At 52.6% G+C, this 13,106-nt stretch carries 10 protein-coding genes; 7 read left to right on the top strand and 3 right to left on the bottom strand.

From position 1 onward, the window contains the following. Positions 1-24: 24 nt before the first annotated feature. The 3 genes from M3090_RS12640 to cdd form a co-directional block, all read right to left on the bottom strand. A complete protein-coding gene (locus M3090_RS12640; RefSeq protein ID WP_249056812.1) occupies positions 25-2,034 on the bottom strand; it encodes an alpha amylase C-terminal domain-containing protein in 2,010 nt (669 codons plus the stop codon). 631 nt (positions 2,035-2,665) lie between these two features. Continuing rightward, positions 2,666-3,709 carry an asparaginase gene (locus M3090_RS12635; protein ID WP_249056810.1) on the bottom strand — a complete coding sequence of 348 codons (1,044 nt, stop codon included), beginning with the start codon at positions 3,707-3,709 and terminating at the stop codon, positions 2,666-2,668. Between the two features lie 71 nt (positions 3,710-3,780). Further along, complete coding sequence (cdd, locus tag M3090_RS12630; RefSeq protein WP_249056808.1) at positions 3,781-4,263, bottom strand: cytidine deaminase; 483 nt, start codon at positions 4,261-4,263, stop codon at positions 3,781-3,783. A 257-nt stretch (positions 4,264-4,520) separates the two neighbouring features. Here cdd and M3090_RS12625 point away from each other — a divergent pair, with 257 nt between their 5' ends. From M3090_RS12625 to M3090_RS12595, 7 genes are all read left to right on the top strand, one after another. Next, on the top strand, positions 4,521-5,426 hold the full coding sequence (locus M3090_RS12625; protein ID WP_249056847.1) for a glucosaminidase domain-containing protein: 906 nt from the start codon (positions 4,521-4,523) through the stop codon (positions 5,424-5,426). A gap of 183 nt (positions 5,427-5,609) precedes the next feature. Beyond that, positions 5,610-6,860 (top strand): efflux RND transporter periplasmic adaptor subunit, encoded by a 1,251-nt coding sequence (locus M3090_RS12620; RefSeq protein ID WP_249056806.1) that lies wholly within the window; start codon positions 5,610-5,612, stop codon positions 6,858-6,860. A 347-nt stretch (positions 6,861-7,207) separates the two neighbouring features. Next, positions 7,208-8,521 carry an ABC transporter permease gene (locus M3090_RS12615; RefSeq protein WP_249056803.1) on the top strand — a complete coding sequence of 438 codons (1,314 nt, stop codon included), beginning with the start codon at positions 7,208-7,210 and terminating at the stop codon, positions 8,519-8,521. Between the two features lie 150 nt (positions 8,522-8,671). Beyond that, positions 8,672-9,982 (top strand): ABC transporter permease, encoded by a 1,311-nt coding sequence (locus M3090_RS12610; protein WP_249056801.1) that lies wholly within the window; start codon positions 8,672-8,674, stop codon positions 9,980-9,982. A 261-nt stretch (positions 9,983-10,243) separates the two neighbouring features. Next, positions 10,244-10,909 carry an ABC transporter ATP-binding protein gene (locus M3090_RS12605; protein WP_249056798.1) on the top strand — a complete coding sequence of 222 codons (666 nt, stop codon included), beginning with the start codon at positions 10,244-10,246 and terminating at the stop codon, positions 10,907-10,909. 164 nt (positions 10,910-11,073) lie between these two features. After that, positions 11,074-11,709 (top strand): GIN domain-containing protein, encoded by a 636-nt coding sequence (locus M3090_RS12600; protein ID WP_249056796.1) that lies wholly within the window; start codon positions 11,074-11,076, stop codon positions 11,707-11,709. Positions 11,710-11,838: 129 nt separating this feature from the next. Then, positions 11,839-13,106: ABC transporter permease (locus M3090_RS12595; protein ID WP_249056793.1), on the top strand; the 1,268-nt coding region annotated here is incomplete at its 3' end.

The raw sequence follows: 13,106 nt of genomic DNA, 5'->3' as shown, positions 1-13,106 counted from the left end.
TACTTCCTCTGCTTCTAATCGACTTTATTTTTTCTTACGCAAAACCATGGCCGTACGTGCCGGGATATACAGTTTCATCCATCCTTTCTTGTCTTTTTTATACAAGGGATCAGGCATTGTAAAATGCGTCACACTATCATCATTCAATCCGTTACCACCATACGCTGGACTGTCTGTATTTAATATGACTTCGTAAGCTCCTTCAGGTACTAAAAAGCCATAATCAGTGAATGATTGTTTAGGGTTGAAATTGAATACAAAGATTAAATCTTTGCGCATATAAGCTAAAATCTGATCACCATCATTATGCCAAATCTCTTGAATAGGAGTTCCTTGGAATTTACGAACACTTTTTACTACTTGAAGCATCGCTTGATCAAAATCTCCTAAGTAGTGATAATCCAAATTCTGGTTATCTACCAAATCCCATTGACGACGAGCATATTTGTATGACCATCCATTTCCTTCGCGTGGGAAATCAATCCATTCTGGATGTCCGAACTCATTGCCCATGAAGTTTAGATATCCGCCATTGATGGTTGTAACTGTTAATAGTCTTATCATTTTATGCAGAGCAATGCCTCTATTTACTGTATAATTCTCATCTCCCTTTTGCATGTGCCAATACATGTCAGCGTCTATCAAGCGGAAGATGATAGTTTTGTCTCCGACTAAGGCCTGGTCATGACTTTCAACATATGAAATGGTCTTCTCATCACTACGTCGATTGGTTACTTCCCAAAACATACTTGAAGGTTTCCAATCTTCATCTATCTTTTCTTTAATGGTTTTAATCCAATAATCTGGGATATTCATAGCCATACGATAGTTGAAACCATAGCCTCCATCTTCAAATTTTACAGCTAAACCAGGCATGCCAGATACTTCTTCTGCAATGGTAATAGCATTCGGATTCACTTCATGAATCAATCGGTTGGCTAAGGTCAAATAGCAAATGGCATTGTCATCTTGATGTCCATTGAAATAGTCATTATAATTACAAAATGCTTCTCCTAGGCCATGACTATAATATAGCATAGATGTTACACCATCAAAACGGAAACCATCAAAATGAAATTCATCTAACCAATATTTGCAATTTGAGAGTAAGAAGTGTAATACTTCGTTTTTGCCATAATCAAAACAAAGAGAATCCCATGCAGGATGTTCATGACGATCGCCTGGATAGAAATATTGATTGGGATCTCCTGCAAAATTGCCTAAACCTTCCACTTCATTTTTTACAGCATGTGAGTGAACAATATCCATGATGACTGTCAGTCCCATTTTATGGGCCGTGTCGATTAATTCTTTTAGCTCATCTGGAGTGCCGAAGCGTGATGACGGTGCAAAAAAACTGGATACATGATAGCCAAAACTGCCATAATAGGGATGTTCCTGTATAGCCATGATTTGGATACAATTATAACCATCTTTCACAATGCGTGGCAATACTTTTTCTTGAAATTCACGATATGTACCAACTTTTTCCTCTTGTTGGGCCATTCCGATGTGACATTCATATATCAAAAGAGGGTCAGTAAAAGGTTTGAAAGTGCGTTTTTTCATCTTATATGGCTTTGCCGGACTCCAAACTTGTGCACTGAATATTTTAGTTTGCTCATCCTGAACCACACGTGTTGCCCATGCAGGAATACGCTCACCACATCCTCCGTCCCAGTATATTTTTAATTTATATAAATCACCGTGGTTTATGGCATTTAAGGGGAGGGTAATTTCCCAATTCCCATTGCTTTTACGCTTTAGGCTATATTTTTTTAGTTCTTTCCAATCGTTGAATGTGCCAATAAGAAAAATTTGTGTAGCATTGGGTGCCCATTCACGGAAAACCCATCCGGTTGCTGTACGATGTAATCCAAAATATAAATAACCGGTAGCAAAATCGGATAGGCTTTTTTTACCATTATTTGTCAGTTCTTTTTCTTTGTCAATAGCGTGCTGGTGACGGCCGTTGATAGCTTCTGAATATGGCTCTAGCCAAGAATCATTTTTAATAAGGTTCAATGTTTCCATAACATATGCATTTAGAGTTTGATGGTGTCTGTTTCAGAAATATCTGCCAAATTTAAACATAATATTTGAGAATCTGCAAGCTTTAATCAAAAGAATATCATTTGAAGTATTGGGAAAACGCACGGCCATCAGCCCGGACCTCGCACTAGGCAAGGTGTACACCTGCATCATCACGCTTTGGGGCAGCGGTCCGACAGGCGGCGGTGCCCGGATGTCTGCCATTGAATAAATCTTGACATCCCATACGGGCGGGCGACGACCTTGGGCAAGGTGGCTGACACCTGTGCTAAGTGTCGCCGACACCTGTGCTAAGTGTCACTGACACTTGTGCTAAGTATTACTGACACTTGTGCTAAGTGTTACCGATACTTGTGCTAAGTTTCAATACGCTCATGCTGAGGACATTAGGAAATACCTGATTAAACTCTTGCATCTGAGCTGACATTTAAAGATATTTACAAAAAGAAAAACATCCCGAAGTGACACTTCGGGAAAGACAATCTGGAGGGGGCATGCAGTGGCTCTTTGCCGACAGTATCGGCTACCCATGGCGGAAACTGTCGGAGACAGGTTTGAACAGTCGCAGGCTGCGGGCCAACAAAAGGATAGGCAGGGGGAGAGGCAAGCCTGACTAACTGTCTTTGGTGATTTCCCCGGCCAGGTCGGAATTCATCAGCCGCCGCATTTCCGGCAATGACAGACCGTGCCCCAACAGGAACATCAGCTTGGTCACCGCACACTCCGGTGTGCTGTCATATCCGCTGATAACGCCCGCCTGCAGCAGTTGCAACCCCGTTTCATAACGGTTCATCTCCACCGCTCCGCTGGGACATTGCGTGATGTTGACGATAATGATGCCACGTTCAGTCGCCTCCTTCAGTTGCCGGATGAACCATTCTTTCTGGGGCGCATTTCCTGAACCATATGTTTTCAGTACCACAGCTTTCAGACTTGGTACGTGTAATACTGAATCGATGATACTTTCTTGTATTCCAGGAAACAACGTCAGCATCACCACATTTGTATCAAACAGGTAGTGCGGTTTCATCGGCCGTGCAGGGTCCGGGCGCCTGATCAGGTGTTCATTATAGCGAATGTGAATACCTGCTTTAGCTAATGACGGATAATTAAATGAACGGAAAGCATTGAAGTTTTCGGCATTGATCTTTGTTGTGCGATTCCCCCTCATCAGCTCGTTTTCAAAGAAAATGCACACTTCCGGCACCATTGGCGAACCATCCGGACGACGCGCGGCTGCAATTTCTATGGCTGTAATGAGGTTTTCCTTGCCATCCGTACGCAGTGTTCCTATGGGCAGTTGTGACCCGGTCAAGATAACAGGCTTTCCTAAGTTCTCCAGCATAAAGCTCAAGGCCGAGGCTGTATAAGCCATGGTGTCCGTGCCGTGCAAAATGACGAATCCGTCGAACTTATCATAATTGTCATGTATGATGCCAACAATCTTGGCCCACAACTCCGGTTCCATATCCGAAGAATCAATGGGCGGGTCAAATTGATAGGACGAGATGTCGTAGTTGAACCTCTTCAGCTCGGGTACATGTCGAAGCAAGTGGTCGAAGTCGAAATTCTCCAACGCACCAGTCTCTGGGTTCTCAATCATGCCGATGGTGCCGCCCGTGTAAATCAGCAGGACGGAAGGGTAGTCTTTTGCCATAAATTCTTCTTTTACCTGTTTTCTCGGCGCAAAAGTAAGAAAAAATAGTGAGATACCCTATGATGGAGGGCTTATTTCATAGCAGATGCGTCAAAAGAGAGAGGCAATAAGCTGCCGGCATCCTTTACTTCATAAATTCCTTTTGTACCGAAAAGCAGGATACGCATGGGGCGTTGGAAACGTTGTTCGGTTTCTAGCATTACCTGGCGGCAGGCTCCACAAGGCGGGATGGGGGCAGACAGAAAATCTCCGCGTTCATTGCGTGCGGCAATGGCCAAAGTGTCAATGGCCTGGTCGGGGTATTGTGCATTGGCATAGAAAAGTGCCGTACGTTCGGCACAAAGTCCTGATGGATAGGCAGCGTTTTCCTGGTTGCTGCCAGTCACAATAGTTCCATTGGCCAGGCGTGCGGCTGCCCCTACGGAAAAATGTGAATAGGGCGTATAGCTGCGGTAAGTGGCTTGACGTGCGGCCTCCAAAAGTTCGAGGTCATCTGTATTCAGTTCTTCCTCTTGGTAGAGGCGAAGGGAGATGTGGATATTTTGTTCTCTCATGGGGCGAGGTTTTATTGAATGGTTTCTGTAATGTATTCTTTTGTCTGGCCAAAAGTAGGCATTTTGCGCCATATTTCTATACGGATATGCCCTAATAAATAATAAAATGGCCGAAGTCTGTGGTTTGAAGGCTGGGGCATGTTTGTGGTATAAGTGCGGCAGATGTTGAAAATAAGTAAAAACGATTGTTTTTCTCGAATCTTTTGCTGACTTTTGTGCCTGATTCAAATATTACATTCATGAGACAGACTATTCGCATGGGTGCCGTATGCTTGCTTTGCATGCTATGTGTATCGGCCATGAGTTATGCCCAACGCCGTAATTCGGCATACAACGAGTATATCAAGACATATGCGCCGCTGGCGGTGGAGCAGATGAAGAAATACAAGATTCCTGCCAGCATTACTTTGGCACAGGGGCTGCTGGAGAGTGGGGCCGGGCGTAGTGTGCTGGCGCGCAAGAGCAACAATCATTTCGGCATCAAGTGTCATGGTTGGAGGGGGCGGAAGGTCTATCATGATGATGATGCCAAGGATGAGTGTTTCCGTGCATACCGGAAGGCTGAAGATTCGTATGAGGACCATTCCAAGTTTCTGAGGGAGAGGCCCCGCTATGCGTTCCTGTTCAAGCTGAAGATAACTGATTACAAGGGATGGGCCAAGGGGCTCAAGAAGGCGGGGTATGCCACCGACCCTTCGTATGCCAACCGCCTTATCACCATCATTGAGGATTATGACCTTTATAAGTATGACAGCAAGGGGATGAGCAAGCGTGAGGCACGCCGTTGGGCCAAGCTGTTGAAGAAGAAGCCGTGGCTGGCCAATCCGCACCAGACTTACTTGGCCAACGGGTTGGTGTATGTGGTGGCACGTGACGGCGATACGTTCCGGCTGTTGGGCGGTGAGTTCGACATCAGTTGGAAGAAGCTGGTGAAGTATAATGACTTGCATAAGGAGTATACGCTGGAGGCGGGCGACATCATTTACCTGAAGAAGAAGAACAAGAAGGCGCAGAAGCCTTATGAGGAGTATGTGGTGCGCGACGGGGATTCGATGCACTCTATCTCGCAGAAGTTTGGTATCCGCCTGAAGAATCTGTATAAGATGAACAAGTGTGACGAGGACTACGTGCCCGAGGTGGGGACGCGGTTGCGGTTGCGGTGAGCCGGTTGTGCGGCCGGTGTATCCGAAAATGTACAGGGGTGTCCGATATCGGACACCCCTTGTTTTTGCTCGGTGCTGATAATCAGTGGTCTGCATGTTTGGCACAGATTTCGCTTGTAGGGGGGTGGTGTCCGCACGGGTGCGGACGGAAAGTGAATGTATCATTAATTTGGATAGATAGATATGGATAGAGAAATTCCGAAAGAGGTGCGCCGAAGGGAGCGCAACAAGAGGTTGATGCGTTATGGCATCGGCGGTGTGGCAGTCATCGTGGTCATCAGTGTGCTAGTCTCTGTGATGCGGACGGGGGTCAGGGAGAAGGATGTGGTGTTCTCCACCGTGGACCAAGGTACCATCGAGGTGAGTGTGAGTGCGTCGGGCAAGGTGGTTCCGGCCTTCGAAGAGATTATCAATTCGCCCATCAACACGCGCATCGTCGAGGTTTACAAGAAGGGTGGCGACAGCGTGGATGTGGGCACGCCTATTCTGAAGCTGGACTTGCAGAGCACGGAGACGGAGTATCAGAAGTTGTTGGACGAGGAGAAGACCAAGCAGTATGAGCTGGAGCAGTTGCGTATCAACAACGAGGTGGCACTGAATGATATGGCCAATCAGATAAAGGTGAGTGAGATGCAGTTGAACCGCAAGCGGGTGGTGCTGCGCAACGAGCGGTACTTGGACAGTATCGGTTCGGGAACGACTGACCAGGTGCGCCAGGCTGAGCTGGACTTGAACGTCAGCGAACTGGAGCTGGAGCAGCTACGCCAGCAGTATGCGGGCAAGCAGAAGACGCTGGCGGCCGACTACAAGGTGAAGGAGCTGGAGCTGTCTATCTTCCGGAAGGACCTGGCCGAGATGAAGCGCACGCTGGACGATGCGCAGGTGCGTTCGCCGCGCAAGGCCATTCTGACGTATATCAACGACCAGATTGGCGTGCAGGTGACGCAGGGCACGCAGATTGCCATCATCTCCGACCTGAGCCATTTCAAGGTGGAGGGGGAGATTGCTGACACGTATGGCGACCGGGTGGCGGCCGGTGGCAAGGCCATCGTCAAGATAGGACGGGAGCAGCTTGTGGGCCGGGTGAGCAGTGTGACGCCGCTTTCGAAGAACGGGGTCATCAGCTTCACCGTGCAGTTGGACGACGACAGCAACCGCCGCTTGCGCTCGGGGCTGAAGACCGATGTCTACGTGATGAACGCCGTAAAGGAGGACGTGATGCGCATCGCCAACGCTTCGTACTACGTGGGCCGCGGCGAATACGAGCTCTTTGTCCGCACCGCCTCCGACGAGTTGCAGAAACGCAAGGTGCAACTGGGCGACTCGAACTTCGAGTATGTCGAGGTCGTCTCCGGACTGAAGCCCGGCGAGCAGGTGGTGGTCAGCGACATGAGCATGTTCAAAAATAAGAACAAACTGAAGCTGAAACAGTGACCCGCGCCGCCCCTCCCCGCCAAAGGCGGCGTCTGAGGCAGGGAAAGGCGGCGTCTTTCCCTACCCCCCGTCAGAAGCCATTGTAAAAGGGGGTGGGGGACTGCCTGCCAACGATGGTCAGAATATTTGACAAACTGCCAACCTCATCCCACCATCTCCGCCACCCCGGCCACAGCCCCCTGTGGAGAGGGTAGGGAAAAGGTGGGGACTGTTGCCGGCACACACCCGCCCCCAGTCCCGGAAAGTGGGAAAATAAATGGACAAACACCGAAAGATGAGAACATATATAATAATGTGTAACCCGCCGTCCGTCTTCGTGACGCCCGGCATCAGACAACCCAACTATTATGCTTAAACTCTACTTGAAACAAGCCTGGACCCTGCTGCGGCAGAACCCCCTGTTCAGCGGACTCTACATCGCAGGCACCGGGCTGGCCATCGCCATGACGATGATTGTGGCGGAGATTTACTACGTGAAGCTCGCACCCGTCTACCCGGAGGCGAACCGCAGCCGGACGCTCTACCTGACCCACGCCAGCTTCACCGACGGACACAACACCCACCAGGCCGCCCTCTCCTACGTAGCCTTGCAGGACTGGGCGCTGCACTTCGAGAACACAGAAACCATCTCAGCCCAATACGCATCCTGGCGCTTTACGGACAATGCCTACATCCAACCGGCCGACCGTAGCGGCGACTTCCACCCACCCATCAAGCTGGTAGACCCCGCCTTCTTCCGCATATACACCTTCCGCTTCCTGGAGGGCAACCCCTTCACCGACAGCGACCTGCAGAGCGGCATCCGCACAGCCGTCATCACCGACGACCTGGCCCGGCGACTCTTCGGCACCACCCGGGGCGTGGTGGGGCAGACGTTCAGCCTCAGTTACATCCCCTACCGCGTGTGCGGCGTCGTCCGGGGCGGCAGCTACCTCACCCCGCAATCCTATGCCCAGGTCTATCTGCCCTATTCAGTGGACGACAACTACCGCAAAAGCCAGACCGACCGCTACCCCTACGTCGGCTCCTTCAGCCTGACCTTCCTGGTGAAAGACGACGACCAGGCCCGGGCCCTGCAGGCCGAGGTGAAAGACGTCACCCGACGGCTCAACCAGCAACACAAAGGTCAGTGGCAGATGGACCTGTGGGAACAGCCACGCACACATGCCCTCAGCGTCTTCCAGGAATACCCCGCCCAAGACTTCGACTTCTGGTCCCGGGTACGCTACTTCGGCCTCATGCTCCTCGTCCTCCTGCTGGTGCCCGCCCTCAACCTGAGCGGCATGATAGCCAGTCGCATGGAGAGCCGCCTGGCAGAGATGGGCGTGCGCAAGTCCTTCGGCGCAGGACGTGGCAAGCTGTTGGGGCAGGTGATGTGGGAGAACCTGCTGCTCACGCTCCTGGGCGGTGTGTTAGGACTGCTCATTGCCTGGCTGGCCATCTATGCAGGCCGCGAATGGCTGTTCTTCTTGCTGGACGACTTCACAAGGTCTGTCCCCGAGGGCGCCAATGCCTACGTCAGCGGCGAGATGCTCTTCGCCCCACTGGTCTTCCTCTGTGCATTTGTCCTCTGCGTGCTGCTCAACCTCCTGTCCGCCCTGCTGCCGGCATGGCTGTCGCTCCGCAAACCCATCATCCACTCATTATATGAAAGGAGATAAAAGCCCCTCCCTATCCCTCCCCCGTAGGGAGGGAGTAAGATAGTATGTAATTAAGATAGTATGTAATAAGAAATATGTATAACTGATAAAATATTGCCCCTATAACTTTAGCCTCCCCCGCCGGGGGGAGGTTGGAGGGGGCCGCTCATTATGTTTCATTTGATACTCAAAACCCTTTGGACCCGCCGCCGTCGCAATGCCTGGCTGCTGGCCGAACTCATCCTGGTGGCCGTACTGTCATGGGCCATCTTCGACCCCGTCATCGTAGTGACGCACGACCGTATGCTCCCCCTGGGCTACGATGCCGACCGCCTCTGTCTCGTTTCCATGGACGCCCTGCAACCCTCGGCGCCCGGCTACGATTCCTCATCCGCCGAACCCGGTGCCCTGATGGAATCCTATCTCCATATCATCGACCGCGTACGCCAACACACCGACGTCGAGCAGGCCACCCCCCTGATGGGCTTCAGCTATCCCGGTTCGCAGGGCAGCATGTCGTCTTCCTACCGGGCAGAAGGCGACACAGCACAGAACGGTACCGACGTCTATGTTATCCAGTTCCTGCCCCACACCCATTTCTTCGAGACCTACGGCTTCCGCCCCGGCAAGGGCCTGACCCCCGCCGAGCTGTCCGACCATGCCTACGGTGTGAACGACCTGGTGATAGACGAGAACACCTTGGACTATCTGTTCCATACCGACGACCCGCGCCACAAGCGCTTCTGGGAGTGCGACGAGAAGGACACTACCTACATTAATATAATAGGTACCGTAGGCTCCGTCAAATTCTATAGCGACCAGCGTCCCATCCCCCTTGCTTTCCTGCCCGGCAAAGAGGAAGACATGGCCCGCGACTATATGCCCGCTGATGCCCGCATCCTCATCCGCCTGAAGGAGGGCGTCAGCATGGACCGTTTCCTGCACGACTTCAAGCCTTGGATGCTCCAGAACCTGCGGGCAGGCAATCTCTATGCCCGCGACCTCAAAACCTACCGCCAGGGCATTGCCGAGGCGGAGGCCTGGAGTTCCACCCCCATCTACCGGCGCAACCTGCTGGTGGCCGTCTTCTTCCTGGTGAACCTCTGCCTGGGCGTGGTAGGCACCTTCTGGCTGCAGACCCGCACCCGCCGCGAGGAAGTCGGGGTGATGCTGTCCTTCGGGGCCACGCCGGGGCACATCGTCCGCCTCCTGCTGGGCGAAGGTGCGGTGCTGACCACGCTGGGCACCCTTGTCGGCTGCTTCATCTACCTGCAATATGCCATCAGCGAGGGCTTCTCCAAGGGCGCGATGTGGAATGACATCCTGCGGCCGGAGTATTGGACAGACTACTTCTGGACGCACTTCCTCTTCGTGTCGTTCATCGTCTATGCCATCCTGCTGCTGGTGGTGTCGGTGGGCGTCTACATCCCCGCCCGCAAGATTAGCCGCATCCCGCCCACCGAAGCCCTGCGCGATGAGTGAACGGACACCAAAAGCGGACAGGGTGTCCGATATCGGACGCCCTGCCAGATAGATAAACTACAAACAATCAGATGCTTGCTGTTTTGGCACGGCATTTGGATGTTTATCACCGATGGCACTGTCATCCCGAGCGTAGTCGAGGGAACTCACTACATGCTTATAATCTCTTGAGATTCCTCAGCTATGCTCGGAATAGCAGACCATCACAGACTAAAGAATAGAATCATATTATTAACTCATAAAACACTAAGCATTATGTCAATGATTAAGCTAACTAACATCACAAAGATTTACCGTACCGATGAGGTAGAAACCCTCGCACTGGAGGACGTAAACATGGAAGTAGAGAAGGGTGAGTTTCTCAGCGTCATGGGACCCTCAGGCTGTGGCAAATCCACCCTGCTGAACATCATGGGGCTGTTGGACGTGCCCACCACGGGTACGGTAGAGATAGCCGGTACGGACACCACCCGCATGAAAGACAAGGAACTGGCTGCCTTCCGCAACCGCAACCTGGGATTCGTGTTCCAGTCGTTCCATCTCATCAACTCCCTGAACGTGATAGACAACGTGGAGCTTCCGCTGCTCTACCGCAAGGTAGGTGCCAAGGAACGGCACCGCATGGCCGAGGAAGTGCTGGCCAAGGTGGGCATGACACACCGCATGCGCCACATGCCCACACAGCTCTCCGGCGGACAGTGCCAACGCGTGGCCATAGCCCGCGCCATTATCGGCAACCCGGAAATAATCCTGGCGGACGAGCCGACAGGTAACCTGGACTCGAAGATGGGTGCCGAGGTGATGGACATCCTGCAACGGCTGAACCAGGAAGACGGCCGCACCATCGTCATGGTGACGCACAACGAAGCCCAGGCCAGGCTGACGAAGCGCACGGTGCACTTCTTCGACGGGCATCTGGTGGGGTAATAGGAATTTAGCGGCCGAAGGCCGCAATGATTAATGATAAATGGTTAATGGTTAATACGTAGCAAAAGGAACCATGCACAAGCCTATTAACCATTTATCATTAACCATTAACCATTGTGCGCTTCGCGCACATAAATTATCATTTAACTAAACAACTCAGAATTATGATGACTACAACTATCTATACGTTGCTGGCCGCTACGCTGGCTTTCTTTTGTGTTTCATCCGTGACGGCCGACGACGGCGATGCACGTGTAACCCAAACACGCAAGGTGGAAGCTTTCCACGCCATAGACATCACGACCGTGGGCGACATCATCTTTACGCAAGATGATGCCTACTCCCTCCGTATCGAGGGGCGGGAGAAGTATGTGAACAACACCGTGACTACCGTGTCCAAGGACGGCACCCTGTCCATCGGTTTCAAGAACAAGAAGAAGAACCTGAACAGGGGCAATAACAACGGCGTTACCATCTATCTCACCGCCCCCGGCCTGGACGACATTGAGTTCAAAGGTGTGGGCAGCTTCCGTTGTGAGGAGACCCTGAAACTGGACGGCGACCTGGACATCCGCATCACCGGAGTGGGCGAGGCGGTCATCGACGACCTGCGCTGCCGCAACCTCGACTTGCACATGAGCGGGGTGGGCGATGCCAAGGTGACTGTCGATTGCGACCACGTGGATGCCTCCATGAGCGGCGTGGGCAGCGTCACCCTGCGCGGTCGTGCCAAGACGGCCGACCTGCACCGCAGCGGCATCGGCGAGCTGAACCGTGGCGGGCTGAAGGTCGGGGAGTAAGAATTAGGAATTTAGGGAACAAGTTAACAAGACCACAAGGACAGAGCTTACCCCTTTTCATTTTGCTTCCTACAAGACCTTGTAGCCTCATTAACTCGTTTCCTTGTCAACTATCAAATAACTGTAATCATGATTAAGCAATACATACAACAAGCCTGGGCACAACTGCGGCAACAGCCGCTCATCAGCATGGTGAATGTGGCGGGCACGGCCCTGTCCATCTTCCTCATCATGCTGGTGGTGATGATGCAGCAAGTAAAGGTGTCGCCCTATGCACCAGAGTCGAACCGCGACCGCTACTTGCACGTGCGTTTTAGCAGCATCACCAACAAGGATTGGGGCGACAGCAGCAGCAATGGTCCCATGAGTGTGCGTACGGGACGTGAACTGTATAAATCGTTGGAGACGCCCGAGGCCGTCACGCTCTACACCTGCATAACGGTGGCGATGCCTGTCAGCCTGCCCAATCAGCCAGCTACGGCGGTAGACGTAAAGGAGACGGACGATGACTTCTGGCGTGTGTTTGACTTTGCCTTCATTGATGGCAAACCTTACGACCGGGCTACCTTTGACGCCGGGATACCCTTGGCCGTCATCACCGAGAGTGTGGCGCGCCAGTTGTTTGGCACCACGCAGGCCACCGGGCGCGAGTTCCTCCTGGCTCATGCGCCCTACCGGGTGAGTGGTGTGGTGCGCGACGTCAGCACCCTGGCCGAGAGCGCCTACGCGCAGGTATGGATTCCATTCACCTCGACCGACCAGGTGGACAACACCTGGAACAAAGACCTGATGGGCATGATGTCGTGCACCATCCTGGCCAGGGACCGTGCCGACTTCCCCGCCATCCGTGAAGAATGTAACCGTCGCCTGGAGGCCTACAACCAGTCGTTGGCCGAGGACGGCTGGAAGTTCATCAGCCGTAACCGTCCTTACGACCAGGAGAAGCACGTCCTTGCCACGGCTGCCAACTGGGAACCTGACGTAGAGGCCGCCCGCCGCGAGCGATGGGTCATCTTTCTCATCCTCCTCATCGTGCCGGCCATCAACCTGAGCAGCATGACGCAGAGCCGCCTGCGGCAACGGGTCAGCGAGATAGGCGTGCGCCGTGCCTTCGGCTCCACCCGCCGTGAACTGATGGGGCAGATATTGGGAGAGAACCTTATCGTCACCCTCCTGGCGGGCATCGTCGGACTGTTCTTGAGTGTGCTCTTTGCTTATCTGGGCGACTCGGTGTTCTTCGCACAGGAGTACAGCGTGACGCTCAACCCGCCCACGGTCGATGCCTCTATCCTGTTGCACGCCTCCACCTTCGGATGGGCCTTGCTGTTCTGCTTCGTGCTCAACCTGCTCAGCACCGGCATCCCTGCCTGGAGGGCTTCGCGCATGAACATTGTAGA

The sequence above is a fragment of the Bacteroides sp. ET71 genome (genome assembly GCF_023336905.1).
Taxonomy (GTDB): domain Bacteria; phylum Bacteroidota; class Bacteroidia; order Bacteroidales; family Bacteroidaceae; genus Bacteroides.
The sequence above is the reverse complement of the archived record's forward strand: the minus strand, read 5'-3'. Positions and strand labels throughout refer to the sequence as shown.

Coding starts and splice junctions, on each gene's coding strand:
- M3090_RS12635 (WP_249056810.1), bottom strand. CDS start 3,709: ATGGCAAAAGACTACCCTTCCGTCCTGCTGATTTACACGGGCGGCACC.
- M3090_RS12615 (WP_249056803.1), top strand. CDS start 7,208: ATGCTTAAACTCTACTTGAAACAAGCCTGGACCCTGCTGCGGCAGAAC.
- M3090_RS12625 (WP_249056847.1), top strand. CDS start 4,521: ATGGGTGCCGTATGCTTGCTTTGCATGCTATGTGTATCGGCCATGAGT.
- M3090_RS12600 (WP_249056796.1), top strand. CDS start 11,074: ATGATGACTACAACTATCTATACGTTGCTGGCCGCTACGCTGGCTTTC.
- M3090_RS12640 (WP_249056812.1), bottom strand. CDS start 2,034: ATGGAAACATTGAACCTTATTAAAAATGATTCTTGGCTAGAGCCATAT.
- M3090_RS12610 (WP_249056801.1), top strand. CDS start 8,672: ATGTTTCATTTGATACTCAAAACCCTTTGGACCCGCCGCCGTCGCAAT.
- cdd (WP_249056808.1), bottom strand. CDS start 4,263: ATGAGAGAACAAAATATCCACATCTCCCTTCGCCTCTACCAAGAGGAA.
- M3090_RS12605 (WP_249056798.1), top strand. CDS start 10,244: ATGATTAAGCTAACTAACATCACAAAGATTTACCGTACCGATGAGGTA.
- M3090_RS12620 (WP_249056806.1), top strand. CDS start 5,610: ATGGATAGAGAAATTCCGAAAGAGGTGCGCCGAAGGGAGCGCAACAAG.